This window comes from Thermosipho ferrireducens (assembly GCF_017358165.1).
GTDB classification, from domain to species: domain Bacteria; phylum Thermotogota; class Thermotogae; order Thermotogales; family Fervidobacteriaceae; genus Thermosipho_B; species Thermosipho_B ferrireducens.
The window spans coordinates 1577300-1603522 of sequence record NZ_CP071446.1 but is presented as its reverse complement, the minus strand read 5'-3'; the positions used below and the strand labels follow the sequence as shown (position 1 = coordinate 1603522).

Sequence of the window (26223 nt, the reverse complement as noted above, 5' to 3'; positions counted from 1 at the left end):
TATAATATAAGAGAACTATTGAAAAGAAACCTTAGGAGGTGTATCCGGTTGACTGCGTACATTATAAGAAGACTTTTGTTACTTCCTCTGATTCTCTTTGGAGTGACCCTCATTATCTTTAGCTTCACTGAAATTCTTGGCCCAGACAAATTACTCTCAGCATATGTTAACCCAAACGTTTTTGACAAACTTTCCAACGAAGAACTTGACGCATTAAAGGCAAAGTATGGATTAGACGCTCCCATGTGGGAAAGATATTTCAAATGGTTAGGAGGAGTTTTAAAAGGAGACCTTGGTTGGTCTGTTACAGCCAAACAGCCTGTTGCTGATGCTATTAAAGAAAGGATACCTTATACAATTGAGCTAGCTCTTTACGCAATGATACCAGTTATAGGTGTTGGTATATGGCTTGGGGTTTCCGCGGCGGTGCATCGTGATAAATTTCTCGATCATTTTATAAGAATATTTGCAATTGTTGGTTGGTCATTGCCTGATTTTGTTTTCGGACTGATAGTATTAATGGTATTTTATTCGGTACTTGGATGGTTTCCACCTGGTACGTTAAGTAATTGGGCTGACGCTGTTGTGAAATCTCCAGAATTTAAAAATATTACTCATCTTGTTACTATAGATGCCCTGTTAAACGGTAGATTTGACATATTCTGGGATGCTTTAAGGCATTTAATTGGTCCAATTCTAACAATTTCATGGCTCTGGTGGGCATACCTTTTGAGAATAACACGTTCAAGTATGCTTGAAGTTCTTGGAAAAGAATATGTAAGAACAGCAAGAGCGAAAGGTGTTGCCGAAAAAGATGTTATAAATAAGCATGCTAAAAAGAATGCAATGATACCGGTGATTACTGTTGCTGGTGCAATGGTGATAGGTTTGTTATCAGGAACCGTTATTGTGGAAGTGATTTTCAATAGAATAGGAATGGGTAGGTTTACCGCGCAGGCTGCAACTCAACTTGATTATGCTGCGATTCTTGGTGGTGTGTTGTTCTATTCTACTGTTTTAATAGTTGGTAATCTAATAATAGATATACTTTACGCTGCAATAGATCCAAGAATAAGACTTGGTTAAGGAGGTGCTTGGAGAAGTGAATACTGAAACCAAAAGAATTTTAAGAAAACTATTTAAGAATCCATCAGCTGTTTTAGGTTTTTCTCTTTTGATATTTTTCACGTTAGTAGCGTTATTTGCTCCTTTGTTAGCACCACCAATAAATCCTTTATTTCCTGATGAAAACGGTAATCCAATGAAACTCGATAATCCATATATTATGCCAATTTTGAGCTGGAATTCGGATCCTGTGGCACCGAGTAAAGATCATCCTTTCGGTATGATTGCCGGGCGCGATATTTATTACGGGGTTGTCTGGGGAACAAGAACAGCGTTTAAGATAGGATTGATAGTGGTTATAGCTTCAACGCTTATAGGTCTTGTAATAGGTTCAATAGCCGGATATTTTGGAGGATGGATTGATGAAGTGTTGATGCGAATTACCGATGTTTTTCTATCAATACCGTTTCTTTTAGCGGCTATGGTTCTTACTACAATTCTTGGAAGTGGTCTTGATAAAGTTATGATCGCTATGATTGTATTTGGATGGATGGCTACAGCTCGTCTTATACGTGCAAACATATTACAGGTTAAGGAAGAACAATATGTTCTTGCTGCAAAAGCTCTTGGGATAAAGAATTTTGTAATAATATTAAGACATATACTTCCAAATACAATTTTCCCCGTTTTAGTACAGTCAACAATGAGATTGGGCTCGTTAGTTATAACTGCTGCTGCGTTATCCTTTTTAGGATTAGGAGCGCCTATAGGATATGCAGATTGGGGTTCAATGCTTAACTATACGAGAAATTATATACTTGGTGCAAGTGGTCAGGCATTTGCGTATTGGTACACAGTTTTCTATCCAGGTGTAGCGATGGTTCTGTTTGTGCTTGCATGGAATCTGGTAGGAGATGCTCTTAGGGATGTATTTGATCCGAAATTGAAATAAAGGAGTGATAGAATTGGAGAGGAAACCACTTCTCAGCGTGAAAAATTTAAAAACATATTTCTATACAGAAGATGGCATTGTTAAAGCTGTTGATGGTGTCGATTTTGAAGTTTATGAAGGAGAAACCTTAGGAATAGTTGGTGAATCTGGTAGTGGAAAAAGTGTTACTTCTCTTTCTATATTGAGGTTGCTGGATGAAAAAGGGAAAATCGAAGATGGTGAAATAATTTTTGAAGGAAAAAATCTTTTGGAACTTGATGAAGATGAAATGAGAAAAATAAGAGGAAATGATATAGCAATGATTTTTCAGGAGCCAATGGTAGCTTTAAATCCTGTGTTTACTGTAGGAGAACAAATAATGGAAGCAATTCTTCTCCACCAGGATGTAAGTAAAAACGAAGCGAGAAAAATGGCCATTGATATGCTTAAAAAGGTTGGTATTCCAGAACCTGAAAAGCGTGTTGACGAATATCCACATGAACTTTCCGGTGGTATGCGCCAGAGGGCAATGATCGCCATGGCTCTTTCCTGTAAACCCAAATTGTTAATTGCAGATGAACCAACCACTGCTCTTGATGTGACTATTCAAGCTCAAATTCTTGAGTTAATGAAGGAACTTCAAAGAGAATATGGTATGGCAATAATACTTATCACACATGATGTTGGAGTTATTGCTGAAAATGCTGATAGGGTTGTTGTGATGTACGGTGGAATGGTTATGGAAACTGCCGAGGTAAAAGAACTTTTCAAAGAAACGAGACATCCATACACATGGGGACTTTTGAACTCCATACCAAGACTTGATATAGAACAGGAAAGACTTTATAATATTCCAGGAATTGTTCCCGATCCGTTACACTTTCCACCTGGATGTAGGTTTAACACAAGATGTGAATTTGTGGAGGGAAAGTGTAAGAAAGAAATACCACCACTTTATGAAGTTAATAAGAATCACCTATCCAGATGTTTCTTCTACAAAAAAGTTGAAGAAGCGCAGAAAATTAACAAGGCTGGTGAAAGCGCATGAGTGATAAAAAAGTATTGGTAAGTGTAAAAAACCTTGTAAAACACTTTCCAATAAGAGCAGGAGTGTTCAAAAGGGTAGTCGCGTGGGTGCGTGCAGTTGATGACATTAGTTTTGATATATATGAAGGAGAAACGCTTGGATTAGTGGGTGAATCTGGTTGTGGTAAAACAACTGCGGGAATGACAATACTGAGGCTATATGAGCCTACTTCTGGAAGAATAATTGTCGGAGAAGAAGATACTACTTATTACTTTTTGCCCAGATATAAGGCAGCAAAATATTTAAAAAATACTTATGTAAAAAAGTTTGAAACAGAAGATCCAGAAACATTTACAGGAGTGGACAAGAAATATTATGAAATGTATAAAAAACTTGGTAAAGATGGCTTTTTAAAAGAGATGCTGGATAATATAAAGGAAAAGAGATCTGAATTTAGAAAAACCATGCAAATAGTTTTTCAGGATCCATATAGTTCACTCAATCCAAGACTTAGAGTGAAAACTATAGTTTCAGAAGGACCTGTACTTCATGGAACAATAAAAAAGTCAAATGTGATTGACAAGGTAAAAGAAGCTTTAGAAGAAGTTGGAATCCACGGTGGTCACATGTATAGATTTCCACATGAATTTTCTGGTGGTCAGAGGCAAAGAATTGGTATAGCAAGGGCTTTATTGATGAATCCTAAACTAATAGTAGCTGATGAAGCCGTAGCTGCTTTGGACGTTTCAATAAGATCGCAGGTAATAAATTTGATGCTTGACCTTCAGAAAAAACATAACCTAACATATTTATTCATTTCACATGACCTGTCAGTCATAAAATATATCTCTGATAGGGTAATTGTTATGTACCTTGGTAAAATTGCTGAAATGGCTCCAAAAAACATATTATTTGAAGAACCTCTGCACCCATATACAAAAGCTTTAATGAGTGCTATACCTGTACCAAATCCAGAGTATAAAAAGAAACGAATAATTCTTCAAGGAGACGTTCCAAGTCCTGTTAATCCTCCAAAAGGGTGTAGGTTCCATCCAAGATGTCCGGTGGCAAAAGAGATTTGTTCAAAACAGGAACCACAACTTAAGGAATTAAATCCAGGACATTATGTCGCGTGTCATTTCCCTGGAACGTTAAAATAACATTAAGATGATAATCTGGTATTTATTGAAAGAGACACCTTTTAGGTGTCTCTTTTTCATTAAATTAGGAATTTATCTTAATTATGTTGAAATATTTTAAAGGAATAGATCTATTTTTACAGGAGGTGTGTAAGCGTGCGTATAAACCATAATTTAAGTGCTCTTAATGCCTGGAGACAAATAAGTTTGACAAATGACAGTATGAGAAAAACTCTTGAAAAGCTTTCCTCGGGATTACGCATAAATAGGGCCTCTGATGATGCAGCGGGATTAGCAATAAGCGAGAAAATGAGGGGACAGATTAATGGTTTAAACATGGCCATTAAAAATTCACAGGACGCTATTTCACTAATCCAAACAGCTGAAGGAGCGTTAAATGAAATCCACTCAATTCTTCAAAGAATAAGAGAACTGGCAGTTCAAGCTTCTTCTGATACTAACACCGATGTTGATAGAGATAGTTTACAGGCAGAAATAGATCAATTGAGATCAGAAATTGATAGAATAGCTCGTTCAACAGAATTTAATACCAAGAAACTTCTTAATGGAAATCTCGAGAGTTTTCGCGCTTCTGCAGATGGTAAAGTAGTGAATGGCGGAATGATAAATTTGACTTTGAATACTGTAGGAACAAACGCAGTTGATGGGACTTATTTAATAGAAGTTGGGCAATTTTCAGGTTCTGCAACGAGTGCGCTGGATGCAAGAATAACACTTATTACTGCTGGTGGAACCACGTCTAAGGTTGTGAATTTTAGCAGTGGAGTTGGAACAATAGGAAATGTGACTTTAAGATGGGACGGTACCAGTTTAACTCTTTCAGATTTTGGTTCTTCTTTGCCAGTAAACGAAGTAGTTGATGCAGCGGTTGCCAGAATTGAAGGTGTAAATACAACTGGCAATCAATTGATTTTTCAGATAGGTGCTAATGAAGGAGCTAATATGGTTTCAGGTATAGATGCAGTGGATTCAAAGAATCTTGGTCTTATTAGTTCAGTAGTTGATGTAACTTCTCAGGATAATGCGGAAAGGACTATAAGTGTTGTGGATGCGGCTATTCATAAGGTTAGTACCGTTAGATCACAACTTGGTGCTGTGCAGAACAGACTGGAACATACTATAGCTAATCTTGGCGTAGCTGTGGAAAACCTCACTGCTTCTGAGAGTAGAATAAGAGACGCTGACATGGCAAAAGAAATGATGGAATTTACAAAACATCAAATTATTGTACAATCTGGTATGGCTATGCTTGCACAGGCTAATACTCTGCCACAAAATATTTTGCAATTGCTTAGAGGTTAAAAATCGCAAATTTCAGCTTTCTGAAAACTTGAGAATAAAAAAACTTAAAATATCGCCCTTTTTCAAAGGGCGATATTTTTTATTATAATCTCTTCAAAAAGGAGGGGAAAAATGAAAATAAAGGAAATAGTGCCAGTTGCTCTGGAAAAAGAACCTGCAGATTTGTTGATCAAAAACGCAAAAATAGTAAATGTGTTTACCGGAAGAATTGAAGAAACAAACATAGCTCTTTACAAAAAAAGAATAGCGGGTATTGGAGATTATAAAACGGCGAAAGATGTTATCGATGCAAAAGGGCTTTATGTTATCCCAGGTTTAATTGACGCGCATATACATATAGAAAGTTCCATGTTATCTCCCATAGAATTTGCCAAGGCTATTTTACCGCACGGGACTACCACAATAATAGCTGATCCCCATGAAATAGCAAATGTTTTAGGAACTGAGGGGTTAGAATACATAATAAAAGCAACTGAAGGGATACCGTTAAACGTTTATATTGCCATACCATCTGCTGTTCCGGCAACCGAGCTTGAAACTTCTGGAGCCAGACTTGGGCCTGAAGATATGGTCAGCTTTGTAGATAAATATCCTTTTAGAATAATAGCTCTTGGTGAGGTAATGAACTATCCTGGAGTGTTGAACTGTGATAGGGAGTTAATTGCGAAAATTGAAATTTTAAGACATAAATACAAAAAAATAGATGGGCATGCTCCAGGTTTGTCAAAAAAGGAATTAAATGCTTATATTGATGCCTTTGTACGTTCAGACCATGAATGTGAAAAAATCGATGAAGCTTTAGAAAAAGTTTCTCGTGGTATGCAAATTTTTATAAGAGAAGGTACTGCTGCAAGGAATTTAGATGCATTGTTACCGGCTGTGGATGTATTTAATCATCAATTTTTTTCCTTTTGCACAGATGATAGAGATCCTTTAGATATCGAAGAAAGAGGGCATATAGATGGTATAATTCGCGAGGCTATAAAACAGGGGCTGGATCCTATTCTGGCAATTCGTATGGCTACAATAAATACCGCTCGTTATTTTAATTTGAGAAGTATGGGAGCAATTGCCCCGGGATATAAAGCAGATTTAGTATTTGTGAACAGTTTAGAGAATTTTGAAATAGAAATGGTAATAAAAGATACAAAAATTGTGTCTGAAAAAGGAAAAATTGTTTCAGAGATTGCAAGTGTTTTTAATAATATTCCATCTACTGTTGGAAAAATTAACGTAAAAGAAATAGAGTTAGAAGACTTGAAAGTCAAGGATAGAGGTAAAAAAATAAGGGTTATAGGTTTGATAAGTGACTCTCTTTTGACAAAAGAGTTGATAATAGAACCTTCAGTTAAAAAAGGAGAGGTAATTCCAGTTGTTCAAAAAGATCTTGCGAAAATAGTTGTCTTTGATCGACATAACGCGTCCGGGTTTAGTATAGGATTTGTGAGCGGTTTAAATATAAAAGATGGTGCAATTGCAACTACAATTGGGCATGATTCACATAACCTTGGTGTTGTTGGTATGAACGATGCTGACATATATACAGCAATGCAAAGAGTTGTTAAAAATAACGGGGGAATAGTAATTGTAAAAAATGGGAAAGTGCTGGCTGAAATGCCGTTGCCAATTGCTGGATTGATGTCAGATAAATCACTTGATGTAGTTACAAAACAGCTGAAAGAACTGAAACAGGCTATAAAGCTTCTTGGATGTACAGATGATGTTCTTATGAATATACATTTTTTACAGCTTGCTGTAATACCGGAGTTGAAAATAACAAATAAAGGATTGGTTAAAGTTTCAAAACAGGAAATAGTGGATCTGTTTGTTTAATTGGAGGTGAAGTTGTGAAGTATATAGGTAAGAAAGTTAAGCGAATAGATGGGGCTGCCAAAGTACAGGGGACTGCCAGATATGCTGCTGATTATTATTTTCATAATATGCTTTATGGTGCAGTGGTGTATGCAAACAAACCTCACGGAATTCTTAAGAAAATTGACACTACAGAAGCAGAGAAATTGCCCGGAGTAGTATATGTTGCTACTTATAAAGACGTTCCTGGAAGTAATAAATTTGGAATAGTTACAAAGGATATGAATTTTTTAGTTCCAGAGGGTGATAAAGTTCGATTTGAAGGAGACGTTATAGCATTGGTAGCAGCTGAAACACCTGAAATAGCACAAAAGGCAGCAGAACTTGTAAAATTCGAAATAGAAGATTTGCCCCCAGTTCTTACAATTGATGAAGCGTTGAAAGACGATCCAGTTGTCAATGGCAAAACTAATGTGGCGTTTCATCGAAAAATAAGAAAGGGTGATGTGAGCAAAGCATTTAAAGAAGCTGATCTTATTATTGAAATGGATTTTGAGACAGGTTATCAGGAACATGCTTACCTTGAACCTCAAGGAGCTGTTGCGTTTTATACACCGGAAGATATTCTGGAAATTTACGTGACAGCACAATGTCCTTTTTATGTTCAGGAAGATGTCGCATCTATTTTGAATCTTCCCCTTAATAAAATAAACGTGATTCAAACAGAAACAGGTGGTGGTTTTGGTGGAAAAGAAGACGTTCCATCTTATATTGCTGCAAAGCCAGCGTTGCTATCATATCTTACAAAAAGACCGGTAAAAATTATTTATACAAGGGAAATGGATATAAAGGAAACGAGTAAAAGGCATCCGAGCAAATCAAAATACAAAGTTGCTTTTAAAAAGGATGGGACGTTAATTGCTGTTGAAACGTCGGTCTATCTTGATATGGGCGCTTATTCGACACTTTCGCCTATTGTTATGTATCGAACGACAATACATTCATGCGGTGCTTATAAAGTTCCAAATGTTTATGTGGATGTTTACGCCATATATACGAATAAAGTTCCATGTGGAGCATTCAGGGGATTTGGCTCGCCTCAGGTTTTATTTGCAATGGAGGCTATAATGGACGAAGCTGCCAAAAAACTTGGAATTGATCCTTATGAAATCAGATATAAGAATGCTCTGGATATAAATGAAGAAACAGCCACCGGCCATAAACTTGTATCTTCAGTTGGAGCTAAAAAAACATTAGAGCGAGTTTACAAAATGTCAGATTATCTGAATTTAAAAGAAAAGGTAGAGAAATACAATAAATCTAATACTTACAAAAAATTAGGACTTGGCTGGTCACACATATTTTATGGAGTAAGTCTTGGTTCTGGTGGGCAACACCTTGATGGCGCAGGCGCGAAAGTTCATGTGCATTCGGATGGGACTATAAATGTCATGATAGGAAATACTGAAATGGGTCAGGGAGCAAAAACAACCATGGCAATTATAGCCGCGGAAGTTCTTGGTCAGGATGTTTCTAAAATACATGTTATGCAACCTCAAACTCTTGTTGTTCAGGATAGTGGTCCTACTGTAGCGTCACGAACAACGGTATTCAGTGGAAATGCCGTAAAAATTGCTGCGGAAAAAATAAAAAGTAATATGAAAACGTTCCTTTCAAATTATTTTGGAGTTGGACATAATGAAATAGTTTTTGAAAATGGAAAATGCTATATACGTGATAAGATCTTTTCTTTTGACGAAATTGCTACCTTATGCAACAATAACAACGTGAAACTTGTGGAAATGGGATGGTTTGAAACACCAAAACTTCACTTTGACCACGAAAATGGAATAGGTGAAGCCTATGTTACTTACACTTTTAGTACTCAACTTTCTTTAGTAGAAGTTGATCTTTTAACTGGAAAAATTCAATTAAAAGAGGCTTGGGTTTGCCATGATATTGGAAAAGTCATAAACTATGATGGAGCCGTTGGACAGGTGCATGGAGGAGTAGTTCAGGGGATGGGCTACGCTGTTATGGAAGAAATCAAGATGAACAATGGACAAATTATTACAAACAACTTTAATAACTATTTAATTCCAACGGTGAAAGATGTTCCAGAAAATATACATGTGGATTTTGTGGAAGATATGTATCCTGAAGGTCCTTTTGGAGCAAAAGGGTTGGGAGAACCTTCGTTAATGAGTTCTCCACCTTCAGTTGCTAACGCAGTTTCACATGCTTTAGGAAAAAGAATACGGAAAATACCAATTGCAATGGAGGATATAATCTAATTTAAAAATTAAAAAGGAGGTTTTACAATGGCAAAGAAAATCCCCGTTGTTGGTCCAACGTTTGAAGAAATGCTACATCCGTGGAAGATTGATCCTGAGATAAGAAAAAGGGCTATTGAAATGAAGAAGAAAGATCCTTTACATCCTGTTAATTTGTATAATATAACGTGGAGAGACGAAAATGATGAGATATACTACTTTGTAATGCCGAAAGAGTTAACCGGGGTTGATGCAAACATAATAGTTTTATATGCTAAAAATTTTCCATCTGGAAGTCATAAAGTTGGTGCTACGTATTCTGTTCTGGCTGAAAAAACTGTTTCAGGTGAAGTTGATCCGCTAAAGCACACGTTGATATGGCCATCTACTGGAAATTATGGGATAGGTGGGGCCTGGGTCTCATCAAGAATGAATTATAAGTCTATAGTGATTCTTCCAGAATTAATGAGTAAAGAACGTTTTGAATTAATAAGGAAATATGGTTCAGAAGTTATAGCCACACCAGGGTGTGAATCTAATGTAAAAGAAATATACGACAAATCCAAAGAACTATATCAAAAGGATCCAGAACATGTAAGAATTTTGAATCAGTTTGAAGAGTTTGGGAATTACAGATTTCATTATTACGTTACAGGTAACACAATGATAGAACTCGTAAAAGAGAAGAAAATAGGCAATGGAAGAATATCGGCTATAGTTTTGGGAGTTGGTTCTGCAGGTACAATAGCAAGTGGCGACAGAGTAAAACAGGAGTTTCCTGAAACAAAAGTTGTAACTGTTGAACCATTACAATGTCCTACAATAGCTATGAATGGGTATGGTGGTCATGACATTCAGGGAATAGGAGACAAACACGTAACATGGATTCATAATGTTATGAACAACGATGCTGTTGTATTGGTAGATGACATGGATTCTAAAAAAATGTTACAGGTACTTAGCGACCCGGAAGGAATGAAATTCCTTAAGGAATTCGTTCCATCAGATGCTGTTGATTTTATCTCTGATAAATTTGGAATATCTGGTGTAGCGAATCTTATAGGGGCTATTAAAATAGCTAAATTCTATAACTTCTCATCAGAGGATAATATATTCATAGTTGCAACTGATAGTATAGAAAGATACAGATCAGTAATGGAGGATTTAACGAGGCAGTTTGGAAAATTAGATAGAGCAGAAGCAAAATCGAGAACAGAGAGAATATTACTTTATCAGGAACCAAGCTGGATATTTGAGGGAGACAAATGGAGTCGAGAAAGATGGCACAATCTTAAATATTACACATGGGTAGAGCAACAGGGAAAAACTGTTGAAGAACTTGACAAACAAAGAGATCAGGCATATTGGAGAGCCCAGCAGGAGAAAGTCTTTGAAACCAACAAGCTAATCGAAGAATACAGAGAAGCACATAAAAATGAATTAATGGAGATGTACTTTTCCGATTGAGGAGGGAAAACGTGACAAAACTATTTAAAAATATATCTTTTCTGTACACATTTGATGAAACCCTGGGAAATATTGAAAATGGATATATTCTCATAGAAGATAATATTATAAAAAAAGTGGGAAAAAATTGGGAAAATATTAAAGCAGATGAAGTGTATGATATGGATGGATATGTGGTGATTCCAGGATTTGTGAATACGCATCATCATTTGTTTCAGTCATTAACTCGGGGACTGGCTCCCGATAAAAAACTTTTTGATTGGCTTGTGTATCTGTACGAAATATGGAAATACATTGATGAAGAAGCTGTATACATAAGTGCAGTAATTGCAATGTATGAGATGATTAAAACAGGAGTTACCACTACAACAGATCATTTATATTTATATCCTTACGGCAACAACAAGCTTTTTGATGCTGAGATTGAAGCGGCGTTACGGACGGGTATAAGGTTTCACCCTACAAGAGGAAGTATGTCTCTCAGTAAAAAAGATGGAGGATTGCCACCAGATAGTGTTGTTCAAAAAGATGAAGAAATTCTTCAGGAAAGTGTAAGAGTTATAGAAAAGTACCACAATTCTGAAAAATATTCAATGTTGAGAATAGCTCTGGCTCCGTGTTCTCCTTTTTCAGTGACTCCTGAGCTTATGATTGAAACGGTAAAACTTGCTGAAAAATATGATGTTTTACTTCATACACATCTTGCTGAAACAAAAGATGAAGAAGAGTATTGCTTAGAAAAGTTTGGAAAAAGGCCGGTTGATTATATGGAAGAACTTGGATGGTTGAATTCAAGAGTATGGTTTGCTCACATGGTCTGGCTTAACGATGAAGATATTGAAAAACTCTCAAAATATAATGTTGGAATGGCACATTGCCCGTCTTCGAACATGCGTTTGGGTTCTGGTATAGCTCCTATTGTAAAGTTAAAAGATAAAATCAGAATAGGAATAGCTGTGGACGGAAGTGCCAGCAATGATACAAATAACATGATTTCAGAAATAAGAAATGCACTTTTATTACAGAGGGTAAGATACGGGGCTGATGCGTTAACCGTATCTGAAGTTCTGGAGCTTGGTACAATGGGCGGAGCAAAGGTTTTACGAATGGATGATTATATAGGAAAGATATCTCCTTTAATGGCAGCAGATTTTATTGGGTTTAAAATGGATAAACTTGAGTTTGCCGGAGGATTAAGTGATCCACTCAACGCAATCGTGTTATGTGATGCAAAACAGGTTGATTTATCAGTTATAAATGGAGTAATAAAAATAAAAGATGGAGAAATTCTTGATGAAGATCTTGAGTTGCTTATAAACAAGCACAATAGTATTTCAAAAAAATTAATAGAAAAAGCGTCAAAGTAGCATTTAGAAAAGTTAACAAACATAATTTGAATGTAACAATCAATATATACTTATGTCTATTAAATTTAAAAAGGCGGTAAAGGCGCATTACATGGGGACTTTTACCGCCTTTTTTTATTGTATAAAAAATTTTGCTTTAATGAGGTAATATGATAAATTTAAAATTGGTTTGTTGTAATTATAGCGGAGCGGAGCGAGAAAAGTGAGAATATATAACGAAAAACACATTCCTGTTCTTTTAGAAGAGGTATTAAAGCATCTTATCTGGAAAGATGACGGGATCTATGTTGATTGTACAGCTGGCGAGGGGGGACATACCAGAGCTATAGCGGAGCGAAATGATAAAATAAGCGTTTTGGGATTAGATGTTGATTCTGAGGTATTGGAGATAGCAGAAAAGAGATTGTCCCACCTGAATAATGTAAAGCTTTTTAAAGCTTCCTACATAGAGTTACCCGTCGTATTAAAAACCCTAAGTATAAATAGGGTAAGTGGTGTTTTGGTGGATTTAGGTGTATCTACCTATCAGCTTAAAGGCGAAGGTAGAGGATTTTCTTTTTCCAAAGACGAACCTCTTGATATGCGAATGAATCTGGAGCAAAAGAAAACCGCTTCTGATGTAGTTAACAATTATTCAGAAGATGAACTATCCAGAATAATATTTGAATTTGGTGAAGAAAAGAGGTTTGCCCGCCGGATTGCGAAATCCATTGTATCACATCGACCAATTAATACAACGTATGAGCTTGTGGAGGCTATAAAAAAAGCTCTTCCTATTGGTGAGCTTCGTCGTAGAAAAAGACATTTTGCAACTAAAACTTTTCAAGCTATAAGAATAGAAGTAAATTCGGAGCTCAAAAATCTTAAAACTTTTCTTAATTTAGTTCCCGAATATCTTGAGCCTCAAGGACGCATTGCAATAATTTCTTTCCACTCCCTGGAAGATCGTATTGTGAAGAATCATTTCAAAGAAGATAAGAGGCTATCAAGTTTAGCTGGTCCAATTGTACCGGGGCGAGAAGAGTTATCTGTGAATCCCAGAGCCAGAAGTGCTAAGTTGCGTGTAGCGGAGCGGAGATAGGAGGTGCGTTAAAATGACTGTTCACAAAGTCAAAAGAAAAGATCTGGCACATGAGGTACCTTTGGTTGATATTTTGAAATTGGTTATTCAGGTTTTAATTCCAGTGATATTGTTCGCTGGAATGATGTATGTAACAACTTATTTTTCTAACATAACACTAAAACTGGAAAATGAGAAACAGTTTTACGAAACAAAATTAATAGACCTCCAGAATGATCTTAATATCCTCGAAAAAAATATCGATAGTACAATGGTTGGTTTTGAGATCATAAAATAGAAATGAAGAATCCAAGATTAAATTTTATTCTTCTGATAATAGTCATAGTACTTTTTGGAATGTTCATAAAGTTAATAAGTTTTGACATAGTTAAAGCTGAAAATACGTACACTGAGAAAATACCGGCGCTTAGAGGAAATATTTATGATAGGCGTGGGAGGCTATTAGCGCTGAGTTATCCAGTGTATGTGGCGTATTTTGACGTGAAATTTTTCAAGGAATATTATAACCCGTCTTATGAAAATGACATAGAACATCTGGAAAACAATTTTAATATTAAAATGGATTTAAATAAACAATTTATCAAATTAGGAGAATCCATTGATAGAGAATTTCTCCTCAAGAAAGTTCCTCCTTCCTTGTTACCTTTTGTAAGTCTTGAATCTCAGGAAAAGAGAAAATTTGTGGGAAGTTTTGGATTGAATAATATAGTTGGTAATGTTAGAGATCACCAGGGAATATCAGGCATAGAAAAGTATTTTAATGATTTTCTTTCGCCCAAACAAAATGGAATGATTAAAGTTTCCTATTCTGGTTTTTTTAGTTTAAGTGCTACAATTTCTGATTATAGCCCTCCAGTAAATGGAAACAATTTAAATTTAACAATTGATTCTGATCTCCAGGCATTAATGTATGCCATTGCCGAAGATTCTTTAAAAAAATATTCAGCAGAGAGTGTTGGAATTATTGTCATGGAAACAAATACAGGAAAATTAAGAAGTATTGTTACAACAAGAAGATGGCCAGATTTTATAATGGGATATATTGAGCCAGGTTCATCTTTGAAACCCATTTTTTATGCGGCAATGCTTGATCTTGGTGTAGTTACGCCAGATTCAACCTACAATTGTCAGGGTTACATCTATCCTGATCCAGACATTGATATAAAAATTACTGACATTCACGCGCATGGTTTACTTGACCTAACCGGGGCCATAGCTCGTTCCTGTAATGTAGCTGCAATATTGACTTCGAAAAAACTTGTTAAAATGTATGGAGAAGAAAAATTATACGATGTATTGATATCTTTTGGCTTTGGTGCGCCAACAGGTGTAGAACTTCCTGGAGAAATTTCAGGAATTCTTAGAAAGGTTGAAAACTGGTCTAAAATAGATTGGGCTTATATTCCAATAGGTTATTCCATTGGAGTTACTCCTTTGCAATTGATATCAGCCTTTAATGCAGTGGTTAATGATGGAATTTATGTTTCACCAACGCTTATCGAAGGAAAGAGTGTTGTTCGTCGCAGAGTTGTCAGTAAAAAAAGTGCGCGTATAATCTTATCAACGTTAAGAGAAGTTGTGAAAAGCGGTACAGGAATTCTTGCAAATGTACCTGGAGTAGCGGTTTATGGGAAAACAGGGACAGCAGAAAAGAAACCAGGCTCTGGAGAGTATTATATGATATTTGAGGGATACTTTAAAAGTTCAGAAAAACAATATACAGTGCTTGTGTGGATTGATAATCCAGAAGGTTATACGCTCGCCGGAAATGTTGCTGCTCCGATTTTTGCAAAGATTGTAAAGGCTATTGTAAATCAGCAGCAGAGAAACAAACGATTATTAGTCACACCTGGAGTAGTTCCTGATCTTAAAGGATGGAATATAAGACAGCTGGAAAGTCTGGCAAGATATTTCAAAATCAAAATAAAAAGCAAGGGATATTATGTTATAAGTCAAAATCCATCACCCGGAAATATATCTGAAGAAATTGAGGTGAACTTGTCTTTTTCTTATCCCGAAAATTAAAATTCAATATAAGGTTTTATTTTTTCGAGAGTTACTTTTCCTATCCCACTTACATTTAACAAGTCTTCATAGGTGGTGTAGTTGCCATTTTCTGTTCTGTAATTTACTATAGCTTTAGCTTTCACCTTACCAATACCCGGGAGTGTTTCTAATTCCTGTTCTGTGGCAGTGTTTATGTTAATTTTTACATGCTCTTTTGATGCGTTGTTGGTGTTAATTTCTGCAGAATCATTAATGTATATTCTGTCTTTAATCTTTTCTAAAGTAGCAGTTCCTATTCCAGGGACATTCAATACATCTTTTATGCTCTTAAAAGGCCCAAATTTTTTGCGATAATCTACTATTGCCTGTGCTTTTGCAGGACCTATTCCGTGTAATGTTTTGATTTCATCAATGGAGGCTGTGTTTAAATCAATAATTTGATTAACGTATTTTCTTGGTTTATAGGTGACTTCACTACTTTTTAGTTTGTTCGGTTCTAATAATACACCTGAAAAAATTATTATAAGAAAAAAAACTACGAAAAACGCGCGATGTTTTTTGAGATTTTTTATTAACCTGGTAATATCAAATATGATTTAGACCTCCTTGTGTACAATAATTCCTGTATTTTACCATAGTAAAAAACTTGCATACCCAACTGTATGAAAACTGTCTCCAGAAATATCAGCGCTTGTTGTATGATGGATGAGCTTTACATTTTCAAAAAGCGGGATAATACTTGCAATAGGACCTATTCCACATGCGGAGATATTGTACTTTAAGGCTATTTCGTACATCCCTTTTATATCTTTTTCCAGGATTTTTTCAATCAATTTCGTATCCTTTTGTAATGTTATGTCTTCACTTTCATAATGATTCATATCTGATGATGCCACGAATAGTAAAGATTTTTCAACCTCCCATATTTCTTTTAAAGTTTTAGTAAGTTTTAAAACATTTTCGTATGATTGATTATTTACAAGTATTGGTACAATTTTGAATGATCCCAGAAAATACGATAGAATTGGTATTTGAACCTCCAGTGAATGTTCTGCAATATGCGAGCTATAATCTGGCACGATGAATGGATTATTTTCTATAAGAAAAGCTGCAAGTTTGGTATCAACAGCAAAATCTCCAAATGGAGTAATCCATTTTCCTTTATCCCATATTGAAAAAGTTCCTTTTCCAATTCCGGTGTGATTTGGTCCTATTAAAATAACAGTTTTGGGTTTACCAAAATCTTTTAGTTTAGAAATAGCAAATGCGGCTGTTTTAGCACTGTATATATATCCTGCATGTGGTAATATAAGTCCAACATTTTGTTTTAAAAATGATAATTCCATTTTTTCTTCAAAAAAGTCTTTTAATAAAGCTTTTAGTTGAAATTGTTCTTTCGGGTAAAATGTGCCTGCTACAGCGGGAATTCTATCAATCACTTATTTCACCACCTTCGCAGTGATAAAGACTATGATATTACGTTTAATGGTACTTTCTTTTTCTGTTTTGAAAAATTTTCCTATTATGGGAAGATCGCCCAAAATTGGAAGTTTTGAAACAGAGTTGCTTTTTTCCTCTCTGGTTAATCCACCTATTATCAATGTTTGACCATTTTTTAATGTTAAACTCGTATTAACTTCCCTTGTATTTTCTTTTGGTAGTCCATACGGGTTACTCACAGACCAATCAAAAGAGCTAACTTTGATTTGCAGTGAAAGATCTATGGTGTCATCAGCATTTATGTAAGGAGTTATACTGAGGCTTATTCCAGATTCTAAATATTGTATGGTTTCAGTTTGATTTTCACCCTGTTTGAGAATAATAGGATATTTGTCACCAATTAGTATATTTGCAGTTTCACCACTTTTAGCGACGATATTTGGGCTGGCAATTACATTGCTTTTTCCATTATTTTTTTCAAGAGCTCCAGCTGTGGTGTTTATGCCGATTTCTGCTTTCCCTATTTCATTTCCTATACTTATTAATTTTTTCATAATTTTGTCAATTCGAGCATCTCCAACGCCTATTCTTAATTGCATATCGCGATTTGTTATCGTTCCAAGATCCGAGATAAACATTGTTCCAAGATCTGAGACAAACGAATCCAGTGTTTCTTCATCTATTACTTTAACTTCTATAGAAGCTAATTTCACCTGTGAAATTTTTTCTATCAGTTGTTTTATTTCACCAGCAATTTTTGCATTTATACCAGTGGCGATTACAAGTCCACTATCCGTATCTATGTAGGTGCTACCGCCGTAGAATTTTACGAGTTCGTTTATTTTATCAGCGCCGCGCGGAACAGCAAATATAAATGAATCAACAGTTTTGGTAGCATTGCTGGTCTCGCTTACAAAATATAAATTGTTCTGTTTTTCTATATTTACATTATAATTTTCTGCTATTCTCTTAAATGTATCAAAAGTGATATCTTTAGCATAAATATTTACAGATTTATCCAGTTTTTTTGAAAAAACAACTGAATATCCTAATTTTTGCATTATGCTTTTTATGATTTCTTCAAGAGAAACGGATTCAGCGTTTATAGTAATCAATCCATCGTTTACCCTTATTGTGCCTTCAAGAGTTTTACTCAGTAGTTCTTTTTCGGATTTTTCAATAGGTGTTATAAAAACTATATTATCGTTTTTTATGATATTTACCTTAGATTTTAAAATCCTTTCAAAGTCTTCAAGTGATGAGTTATTTAAGACCATACTAATTGTTTCTGAAACTCCATTGACTACTACGGAATATCCAAACTTGTTATACACTTCTTTTACAAGAAAACTTATGGGCATATTTTCTGCTCTGACAAATAGTTTATTATTTTTTAGCTCAACAAGGTTTTCACTTTCGGCTTGAATTTTGATGGCATAGTATATGTCATCTTTTTTTTCGATCTTTACATTGTATGTTTTTAGAACAGTTATAAATTGTTCGAAAGATACTCCTTCGAGATTTATTGTAATAGGCGTTTCTGGTATGTTGGAAAGTACAATAGATTTTCCAAAATTTGTAAAAGTTTTTACTATTACTTCTGGTAGTGGTTTTTGATTAACTCTTATATATACCTTCTCATTTTCAACGTATATTTCTGGCTTCTCAATGGTTTTGGTTGATGCGTTTGTAATTGTTGTGATTTCATTTATTATGCTTTTTATAATATCGGGATTTCCATAAAAATACGCATAATTTCCAACTTTAGAGAAATTTACTTTGTTGTTGTACACATTTATAATTTTTGCTATATCTTTTTCGCTCAATTGCGTGGAAACTTTAACTATTGTCGCATCAGTTAACAGTCTATCTAAAATTGCTTTTGCAGAATCAATGTTTTGTTTATTTCCAACAAGTAAGCTTCCGGAATCAAATGTGTAAATCTTAACACCTGTTATACTTTCTATAGATGAGAGGAGTTCTTTCTGAAGAGGCTGTTTAAGAAATTCTGTGGAAACTTTTTCTGAAGACGATTGGATTTTTTCCGTAATGATAGTTTTTAAAAATTCTTCAGCAGATTTGATTTTTTCTGGTGTACCTTTTATGAAAAGTAATTTTACAGATGAATAATATTTAGCGTCTACATTATAATATTCTTTTAGAATATTTTCTATCTCTTGAGAATTTTCTAATAATACTTTAATTGTTTTAATTGTCTGGTTGTAGTACGAACTTTCTTTTTTTATTATTCCAAACCTTTTTATGAAATCCTTTGCAGGTTCAATATCGTATCCTATGAGAAGATAATTATCCCCGATTTTTGATATATCTACGTTGTACATATCTTTTATTGCTTTCTCCAGATTTTCGTCAATTATATAGTCAGTAATTACATAATATTTTTTTCCAAACTCTTTCCGCAGATTATTCAATTTGTTTTCAAACTCTCTTACTAAATCTTTTTTGACTGAAAATACTACAATTTCATCATTAATTTTGGTTCCAGTTGCTTCAAGTAAAGTTTGAAGCACCTCAAATGGAGGATCTGTTGGTAACAACTTTATAGTCAGTTTAGTGTATCCAGATTTCATTTGTTTTGAAACTAATAGTTTGATTTTATCAATCTCTTCTTCTTTTCCACTAATAAGATAATTTCCATTTGAAAGTTTCTTGATAATTGTTACTTTATATTTTTTTAATTCATTTTCATCTAAATTTACGATAGCAGTTTTCATTGAGGCTATTTCTAAGAATTGAATAAATCTTCTATAAATTTCGTCACTTACATAAAGTGTAACAAATACCTTGTTATTGCTCTCAGTAACTATTCCATCACTTTCTGAAATACCTAAATATCTAAGAGCGTTTTGAACTGTGTCTATTTTAACGTCTTCAAGTACCAGGCGATATGGATTTCCAACAGTATGATCTTTTTCCAAATTAAGTACTATTTCTTTCTTGGATTTCGGAACAACTATGTAATTCCCAAGTTTTTGAACATTTACACCCAGACTCGATAAAACTTCAAATATTCTGTCAGGATATTTAACTTTTATTTTTACAGTTGGTTCTTTTTCAAATTCTATTTCTTCTTTTAAGTAAGAAATCAGACGCCCTATTGTTTTTGCAGCCTCACTACTTGAGTAAATGGCTACTTTTTTTAGACCATCAAGGATTACATATTTTACACTGTAAATTTCAGAGATATTTTCCATAAATTTTGTTACAGTTTGCGTGGAAACACTGTAAGGATAATAATACCAGCTTTTTGTTGGTTTAATAGCTATTGCATCTGCTATCATTCTATGTTCTCTAACTCCTCCGTACACGAATATCTTCGATTTGTTTTCTAAATATTTAACGAATGTACCAGACGCAAGTAATGATTTTAACTTTTCAACGTTAAGTTCCCCTTCGTAAACCTGCCAATAACGTGCAAAGTTCTTTTGAATATCTTCAGGTGAACCTATGTATAAAGTTTTATTTGGACCATATGCATAACTAATTTCTGGATTATTAAGTAAAAGCAGTCGTAGACTTTCTTCGATAGTGGCGTTGTCAACCTTTAAATTCACAGTTTTCTCTCGAACACTTTCATAAAGTGAAATGTTTATGCCAAGTGCTTCAGAAAAGTCTCTTGCCACAATATCAAGGGATGCATTCACATATGAAAAACTAAAAAGTTTTTTCGAAACAGATCGAGGCATTTTTACATATATTTTGTTATTTAAAACATACCAATCTGCTTTAACAGGTACTATAGTAAAAAAGAAAATGTTAATACCGCCATTTGTGGAAATAATTTGAATGCCTTCAAGCGGACCTTTTGAAACAGGTAAATAAGTGTTTTCAATATACTCTTTTGAGATTTGCAAATAATAAACTGTTTTAGATTCGTTCCAGCCGAATTCCACATAAGATGGTGCAATTGGTTTATCAAATTCAAACACTGAAATTATTTCTCCGTTAGACTCGTAATAGGTAATGTTTGTTATACTTGCAAGAAGAATTAGAGAAAAACTTGTTAAAATTAAAATCGCTATTTTTTTCATTATATAAACCCCTCCCCATTATTGCTTTATCTTTATTATCTTTATATCACCTTCGGAGACGTCAAGTACAATCAAACCATAACTTAAAGCCTTTAATATGTGGTATCTTTTAAAAATTAAGTCTTCCTGCTTGAAAGTGTAAAAATTTCCTTTTGAGAGCAGGTGCACCATGTTTTGAGTATCAAATCGATAATATCCTATAAAATAGATATTTGGAACAGCCGGGATTTTATTAACTTCAAAATTATTTTCCTTTATGTTCAAAAGATATGGTTTAAAAAAATTAGTTGATTCAACATTTAAATTATATGATTCAAGAGCTTTAATTTTGCTAATATAGGTAAAGTCTTTAGAACTAATATTTACAGGTAAAATTACCGTTTCTTTTTTATTCCAGAACAGATAATAGGTAAGTAGCAATGATATCACCATACCTATTACTATTATCAGTATAATTAACTTTTGCTTCATTCCAGACCACCCAATTCTAAATACATATTCACGGTAACAGTTGATGGCTGGAAAATAATTGGAAATGGCGCTTGAACATTTAAGTTTAGCTTTTTAAAATAGATGGTTTTTGACGATAGAATTTCATTCAATAACTTTGCTGCTTCTTTATCTGTAGTTACAATTGAAATTTTATCATTTTTCAGGTTTATTTGTTCCAGTTTTTCCAGGTTAACTTCCTCTTCTAAATTTTTGCGGAGCTCTTTTAATTCATTAAAAAGTTTTTCGTATTTTGCAAGTGTTTGTGCAAATAACTGAGTATCTATAACGAAGGTATTTACAAAATTTATTGCGTTGAAAACAAAATCATATGTTACAAACGCAATTGTAACTCCAAGAATTATTACAGCTATAGTAAAAGCTATTTTTTTCGGTACGTTCATAAGTTCCCCCCCACTTGATACTTATAAAATTTCACTGCACCATAAATTCTCTTTGAATCAATAATTTTAATATCAACATCTTTATAGAGTTTTTTTAGTTCATTTTTAAGATTTTCAATGTTTATAAATGGTTTCGAGCTAAATTCATAAAATATAATAGTAAATCTTTTTCCGTCAAAGTTTATTTCTTTTATAAAATAATGCACATTATCTTCTTTATTTTGCTGAAGGTTATAAAAAGTATTGAAAAGCACTTTGATAAAAAAAGTACTTTTTACAGATTTTTCAATGGTATTTTTTATTTCATAGAGATTTCTTTCCAGGTTTTTGATCATTTTGTTATAGACTTTCTGTTGTTGTTCTATTTCTTCAGGATACAAGAACGTATCAGTTACTGTAACAGTGTTAAATACTTCAGGATAATTTGCAATTATTCCACTGACTTTCCAGTTGATCCACATTCGTTCGAAAAAATATAGAGAACTTGATGGTATAAGTGATAAAATTATCAGCAAAGCAAAAGTTGATATAGAAATTTTTTTAATTTTTCCACTGTAGAGATTTAACTTTTCCAAGCTCGTACCCCCCTCTCAGCAACAATCCAGTCAAACCTGTCAATGTATTTTTTTTGATTTGAATGATAAAATCTGGTGCCATATATTTTTCTCTTATAAGGGTTGTAAAGTCTATATTTTCCCGTAAAATTTCGTAAAATAGCGAAGATTCAGAAATAATGGAAATTCCTTCTACCATATCTATATTAAAATTTTCACCTGTTGTGTTTATTGTTACCAGCATATCCCTTTCTATTTCAGCTAATAAATCTTGCATTAGCACAGTAAAAATTTTTCTTGCTTCGCTTGTTAATTCTTCATTTCTACTTTCTTCTATTTCAAAGAGTGTGAAGCCTGTTTCGTCTAAAATTATCTGGGAAACGTTTTGAAGGGAGAGCTCTGAAAATCTTATATTTAAAAATTTATCGCTGTCCATTATTACAGTACCAGAGTACTCTTTTGAAAGAATAAAATAAATCCAGACACCAGGGAATTTTTTGACAGGCAATAGTTCTCTTAAAATATCGGGATATAAAATATCGGGTTCGGGGACATTTTTTTCGTAAATGTTTTCTAAAAAAAGCGTAAGGTCACTGTTTTTTATTACAAGTGCGTGTGTTATTCCTCCCTGAGATGGTAAATAATCGAAAAAGAACTCGTTTGTTTCCATGCTTATATTCTGGCTGATTTCAAATTTTAGAAATTTTTTCAATTCTTTTTCGTTGGTTATAGGAGGTGTTTCGATTTTTACGTGTAAGAGGAGATCCCAGGGGATGTTAACGACAATAATATCTTCAATGTGCTGTTTAAATTCTTTTTGCAAAACACCATAACTTGAAATTTTAAGCTTTTTCATTGAGTATTCTCCTATCATATAATTAAAAGTTTCATCTTGCTGTTCGAATGCTATTATGCGCTTTTGTAATAGTGACAATCTTATCATCTCCTGATTATGTTATTGCAAAAAACTAACTCAATTATTTAGAATTGACTTCAAATGAAATAGGTTCAATTGTAAAAATTCCAAATGTTCCACCATTGATCCATTTAAATGGTTTTATTCTAAGTTCAGTTTGATCAAAAAAATTTTCAGAGTATTCAACAGGGACGTTTATTGAATAATTACTAATGGAATAGTACATCATTCCTGTATCTTTGAAATAACGAATATAATCCGCTTTTGATTTCCATAGACCGGCATAAACAAAAGTACTGAAAAGCTCTTCTTCTAATAAGTTTTCATCTATTAGTGATAATATACTAATCAAAGACGTAGCAAAAATAAAACTAAATACGAATATTAGCACTATAAATTCGATCAATGACACGTAATTATCCTCCAAACGAAGATTGCATCTGGAATATAGCAGTATACATAGTATACGCAAGAAGAGCAATAAAAAGTCCAACAAAAGCTATCATCAATGGTTCAATCATTGAGAGTAATTTTTTTGTATCTTGGGTGATTTGCTCTTCAAAGAAATCAGCAACTTTGTTCATTATTGTATCCAGTTTACCAGTTTCTTCCCCTGTACCAACCATCTCATATATTATTTGTGGAAATACTTTTTCTTCTTTTAACGCCATTTTTAAAGTGCTACCATTTCTTACCTTTTCCTGTACATTTTTGATTTTTTTAATAAACGATGGATTGTTTGAAGCTTTTGCAGCCATTTCGAGCGTGTCTATTACTGATACGCCACTTCCAATTAAAACTCCAAATGTTCTACAAAATCTCTCCTGAGTTATTTTTTCCTTTAATTTTCTAACAGGAGGTATTAAATTTCCAAGAAAATTTTTGAAACTCTGACCATACTTTGTTTTCAAAAATAACGCAAACCCGACAATTGCCAATACTCCAAGTATACTTATGAGTGGCCAGCTTGTTAAAAACAAATGGTTTAGTTTTGTTAAAATACTAATAAGTCCACCTACTTGCAACGCGTTCCCGAAGACGCTAAAAAGTCTGGGAAGTATAAAAACACTAATAACTATAATAACTACAATTGCAAAACTTAGAATAAAAGTAGGATATACCATAGCTGATTTTACTTGTTGTTTCATTCTATTTACGCTTTCATAATAGTTTGAAAGTTTTTTCAAGGTGTCCTCGAGGACTCCACCTTCTTCACCAGCTTTTATCATGTTTATTAAAACTTCATCAAAAACATTCTGTTTTTCCAGAGCTTCCGAGAACGAACTTCCACTTTCAAGATCTATAGTTACCTGAGTAAGAACTTTTCTAAATCTTTTGCTGAAAATTTCTTGCTGAGACAGTACTTCAAGTGCTTCTTTAATTCGTACACCTGCACTTATCATAGTTTCAAGTTGTCGTGAAAATAGAACAATATCTTTCAGGGGAATTGTAAAAAGGTTCTTTAAAAATTCAAATCGGGTTTCAGAAGCTTTTGAAATCTCAAGGATGGCAAAACCGTTGTTTCTAAGCTGGTTAATAGCATCTCTTACGTTTTGAGCTTCTATAGTTCCTGATACCTTTTTTCCTTTTCGATTGTAAGCTACATATTTATAGTTCACTATTTCACCTCTTTTAAGGTGCCGTTTTTGAGTTCATAAACTTTTTTGTTTAAATCCTTGAACTGGTTTAAATCGTGAGTTACTACTATAAGTGTCTTTCCCAATAAACTCCAATTTTTCATCAGAGTTTTTATCATGCTAATTCCTGTAGAATCAAGGCTTGCTGTTGGTTCGTCCAATATCAAAAATTCTGGATTATGGGCAATTGCGGAGGCAATTGCCACTCTTCGTTGTTGCCCGCCTGATAACTCAAATGGGGATTTTGAAAGTAATTTTTTTTCTATTCCAGTAATGCTCAATACTTTTTCAAGATTTTCATCAATATTTTCCACGTCAAAATTCTTCATAGAAAACACTATTTCATCGATAACTCGTTCGGAAAAAAATTGATGTTCTGGAAATTGAAAAGCAATACCTATGTGTTTTCTAAATCTGTACGGATCTTTGAATGGGTTTTCGCCGTTAACCTTTATTTTTCCCGAAGTTGGCTTTAAAAGAAAATCAAGTATATACAACAACGTAGTTTTACCAGAACCTGTTCTTCCTGTTATAAAGACAGTCTCGCTGGCTTTAATTTCAAGGTTTATTTCTCTTAAAACTTCTTTCTCATATGGGGTTCCTTTAGCATAGGTAAAACTTAAATTTTCAAGTGTGATTTTCATTCTTTAACAGAAAGGTAGACTCTTATTCCTCCTTCTTTCCATGTATCCTTTACATTTCCAAAAATTTCATTCATAAATTCTTTTATTCTTTTTCCTCCCTTATTGTGAAACGCTACAATTTCTAAAGTTCCACCGTCTTTTAAGAATTCTGGAGCTTTTTCAACTATTTCCATCCAGACTTTTTTTCCTGCTACTATTGGAGGATTTGAAACAATGTGATCAAATACCATATTTTCCCATACGCTGTAAAGATTTCCTGCTTTTATGGTAGCTTCAACATTATTATCTTTTGCATTGATTTTTGCAAATTCTACTGCTCTTTCGTTTATATCGCTCATATAAAGTTCTATTTCCGGATATTCTTTCTTTAACGTAATACCTATAACTCCGTAACCACATCCAAGGTCCAGAACTTTTCCAGACTTGGCAATGGAATGTTCTATTAAAATTTTGCTTGCCTTGTCAATTTTTCCGAAAGAATAAACCCCACTTGGTGTTTTAAAAATATATTTATGAGCATTTTTGAGAATCAGTTCAGCATATTTTATACGAAGTGGAGTAGTCGGTTTTTGTGTATAATAGTGTTCGAACATTT

General features: G+C 33.9%; 23 protein-coding genes. 12 read left to right on the top strand and 11 right to left on the bottom strand.

Going from position 1 to position 26223, the window contains the following annotated elements; genetic code table 11:
• Positions 1–48 precede the first annotated feature (48 nt).
• The 12 genes from JYK00_RS07920 to JYK00_RS07865 all read left to right on the top strand — a co-directional run bounded on the left by JYK00_RS07920 (position 49) and on the right by JYK00_RS07865 (position 15510).
• Positions 49–1086, top strand: coding sequence for an ABC transporter permease (locus tag JYK00_RS07920; protein ID WP_207566373.1), 1038 nt, complete (start codon positions 49–51; stop codon positions 1084–1086).
• Positions 1087–1102: 16 nt separating this feature from the next.
• Positions 1103–2017 (top strand): ABC transporter permease, encoded by a 915-nt coding sequence (locus JYK00_RS07915; RefSeq protein WP_207566372.1) that lies wholly within the window; start codon positions 1103–1105, stop codon positions 2015–2017.
• 13 nt (positions 2018–2030) lie between these two features.
• On the top strand, positions 2031–3044 hold the full coding sequence (locus JYK00_RS07910) for an ABC transporter ATP-binding protein (RefSeq protein ID WP_207566371.1): 1014 nt from the start codon (positions 2031–2033) through the stop codon (positions 3042–3044).
• Entirely contained in the window at positions 3041–4183 is a 1143-nt protein-coding gene (locus JYK00_RS07905; protein ID WP_207566370.1) for an ABC transporter ATP-binding protein, read from the top strand. Before JYK00_RS07910 ends, JYK00_RS07905 begins: the two co-directional genes overlap by 4 nt.
• Positions 4184–4318: 135 nt before the next feature.
• Complete coding sequence (locus JYK00_RS07900) at positions 4319–5485, top strand: flagellin N-terminal helical domain-containing protein (RefSeq protein ID WP_207566369.1); 1167 nt, start codon at positions 4319–4321, stop codon at positions 5483–5485.
• 111 nt (positions 5486–5596) lie between these two features.
• Positions 5597–7318 (top strand): adenine deaminase, encoded by a 1722-nt coding sequence (ade, locus tag JYK00_RS07895; RefSeq protein WP_207566368.1) that lies wholly within the window; start codon positions 5597–5599, stop codon positions 7316–7318.
• A gap of 14 nt (positions 7319–7332) precedes the next feature.
• Positions 7333–9591: a xanthine dehydrogenase family protein molybdopterin-binding subunit gene (locus JYK00_RS07890; RefSeq protein WP_207566367.1), complete on the top strand. Its 2259-nt coding sequence runs from the start codon at positions 7333–7335 to the stop codon at positions 9589–9591.
• 27 nt (positions 9592–9618) lie between these two features.
• Positions 9619–11037, top strand: a complete 1419-nt coding sequence (locus JYK00_RS07885; RefSeq protein ID WP_207566366.1) for a PLP-dependent cysteine synthase family protein — start codon at positions 9619–9621, stop codon at positions 11035–11037.
• An 11-nt stretch (positions 11038–11048) separates the two neighbouring features.
• The gene (locus JYK00_RS07880) at positions 11049–12404 is read left to right on the top strand and encodes an 8-oxoguanine deaminase (protein WP_207566365.1); all 1356 of its coding nucleotides are present in this window, start codon (positions 11049–11051) and stop codon (positions 12402–12404) included.
• Between the two features lie 202 nt (positions 12405–12606).
• The gene (gene rsmH / locus JYK00_RS07875; protein ID WP_207566364.1) at positions 12607–13485 is read left to right on the top strand and encodes a 16S rRNA (cytosine(1402)-N(4))-methyltransferase RsmH; all 879 of its coding nucleotides are present in this window, start codon (positions 12607–12609) and stop codon (positions 13483–13485) included.
• A gap of 13 nt (positions 13486–13498) precedes the next feature.
• On the top strand, positions 13499–13762 hold the full coding sequence (locus tag JYK00_RS07870) for a hypothetical protein (RefSeq protein ID WP_207566363.1): 264 nt from the start codon (positions 13499–13501) through the stop codon (positions 13760–13762).
• A gap of 2 nt (positions 13763–13764) precedes the next feature.
• A complete protein-coding gene (locus JYK00_RS07865) occupies positions 13765–15510 on the top strand; it encodes a penicillin-binding transpeptidase domain-containing protein (protein WP_207566362.1) in 1746 nt (581 codons plus the stop codon).
• On the opposite strand, the gene JYK00_RS07860 is transcribed toward JYK00_RS07865, so the two are convergent.
• From JYK00_RS07860 to JYK00_RS07810, 11 genes are all read right to left on the bottom strand, one after another.
• Positions 15507–16010: a ComEA family DNA-binding protein gene (locus JYK00_RS07860; protein WP_228288227.1), complete on the bottom strand. Its 504-nt coding sequence runs from the start codon at positions 16008–16010 to the stop codon at positions 15507–15509. The two genes, JYK00_RS07865 and JYK00_RS07860, sit on opposite strands and share 4 nt — an antisense overlap.
• A gap of 111 nt (positions 16011–16121) precedes the next feature.
• Entirely contained in the window at positions 16122–16931 is an 810-nt protein-coding gene (amrB, locus tag JYK00_RS07855; protein ID WP_207566361.1) for an AmmeMemoRadiSam system protein B, read from the bottom strand.
• Positions 16932–20984, bottom strand: coding sequence for a type II and III secretion system protein (locus JYK00_RS07850; RefSeq protein ID WP_207566360.1), 4053 nt, complete (start codon positions 20982–20984; stop codon positions 16932–16934).
• Between the two features lie 18 nt (positions 20985–21002).
• A complete protein-coding gene (locus tag JYK00_RS07845) occupies positions 21003–21455 on the bottom strand; it encodes a hypothetical protein (RefSeq protein ID WP_207566359.1) in 453 nt (150 codons plus the stop codon).
• The gene (locus tag JYK00_RS07840; RefSeq protein WP_207566358.1) at positions 21452–21877 is read right to left on the bottom strand and encodes a hypothetical protein; all 426 of its coding nucleotides are present in this window, start codon (positions 21875–21877) and stop codon (positions 21452–21454) included. Before JYK00_RS07840 ends, JYK00_RS07845 begins: the two co-directional genes overlap by 4 nt.
• Positions 21874–22452, bottom strand: a complete 579-nt coding sequence (locus JYK00_RS07835) for a hypothetical protein (RefSeq protein ID WP_207566357.1) — start codon at positions 22450–22452, stop codon at positions 21874–21876. Before JYK00_RS07835 ends, JYK00_RS07840 begins: the two co-directional genes overlap by 4 nt.
• Positions 22418–23287 (bottom strand): hypothetical protein, encoded by an 870-nt coding sequence (locus JYK00_RS07830; protein ID WP_207566356.1) that lies wholly within the window; start codon positions 23285–23287, stop codon positions 22418–22420. Before JYK00_RS07830 ends, JYK00_RS07835 begins: the two co-directional genes overlap by 35 nt.
• Positions 23288–23408: 121 nt before the next feature.
• Positions 23409–23759 carry a hypothetical protein gene (locus JYK00_RS07825; protein ID WP_207566355.1) on the bottom strand — a complete coding sequence of 117 codons (351 nt, stop codon included), beginning with the start codon at positions 23757–23759 and terminating at the stop codon, positions 23409–23411.
• A gap of 4 nt (positions 23760–23763) precedes the next feature.
• Positions 23764–24966, bottom strand: a complete 1203-nt coding sequence (locus tag JYK00_RS07820; RefSeq protein ID WP_207566354.1) for a type II secretion system F family protein — start codon at positions 24964–24966, stop codon at positions 23764–23766.
• Entirely contained in the window at positions 24966–25628 is a 663-nt protein-coding gene (locus JYK00_RS07815) for an energy-coupling factor ABC transporter ATP-binding protein (RefSeq protein ID WP_207566353.1), read from the bottom strand. The genes JYK00_RS07820 and JYK00_RS07815 overlap by 1 nt, the downstream gene beginning before the upstream one ends.
• The gene (locus JYK00_RS07810) at positions 25625–26221 is read right to left on the bottom strand and encodes a class I SAM-dependent methyltransferase (protein ID WP_207566352.1); all 597 of its coding nucleotides are present in this window, start codon (positions 26219–26221) and stop codon (positions 25625–25627) included. The genes JYK00_RS07815 and JYK00_RS07810 overlap by 4 nt, the downstream gene beginning before the upstream one ends.
• Positions 26222–26223: the final 2 nt, after the last annotated feature.

Bases quoted from the DNA above. Each gene is read 5' to 3' on its own strand.
- JYK00_RS07850 (WP_207566360.1), bottom strand. From the start codon at position 20,984: ATGAAAAAAATAGCGATTTTAATTTTAACAAGTTTTTCTCTAATTCTT.
- JYK00_RS07810 (WP_207566352.1), bottom strand. From the start codon at position 26,221: ATGTTCGAACACTATTATACACAAAAACCGACTACTCCACTTCGTATA.
- ade (WP_207566368.1), top strand. From the start codon at position 5,597: ATGAAAATAAAGGAAATAGTGCCAGTTGCTCTGGAAAAAGAACCTGCA.
- JYK00_RS07885 (WP_207566366.1), top strand. From the start codon at position 9,619: ATGGCAAAGAAAATCCCCGTTGTTGGTCCAACGTTTGAAGAAATGCTA.
- JYK00_RS07845 (WP_207566359.1), bottom strand. From the start codon at position 21,455: ATGAAGCAAAAGTTAATTATACTGATAATAGTAATAGGTATGGTGATA.
- JYK00_RS07840 (WP_207566358.1), bottom strand. From the start codon at position 21,877: ATGAACGTACCGAAAAAAATAGCTTTTACTATAGCTGTAATAATTCTT.
- JYK00_RS07870 (WP_207566363.1), top strand. From the start codon at position 13,499: ATGACTGTTCACAAAGTCAAAAGAAAAGATCTGGCACATGAGGTACCT.
- JYK00_RS07865 (WP_207566362.1), top strand. From the start codon at position 13,765: ATGAAGAATCCAAGATTAAATTTTATTCTTCTGATAATAGTCATAGTA.
- JYK00_RS07815 (WP_207566353.1), bottom strand. From the start codon at position 25,628: ATGAAAATCACACTTGAAAATTTAAGTTTTACCTATGCTAAAGGAACC.
- JYK00_RS07830 (WP_207566356.1), bottom strand. From the start codon at position 23,287: ATGAAAAAGCTTAAAATTTCAAGTTATGGTGTTTTGCAAAAAGAATTT.
- JYK00_RS07905 (WP_207566370.1), top strand. From the start codon at position 3,041: ATGAGTGATAAAAAAGTATTGGTAAGTGTAAAAAACCTTGTAAAACAC.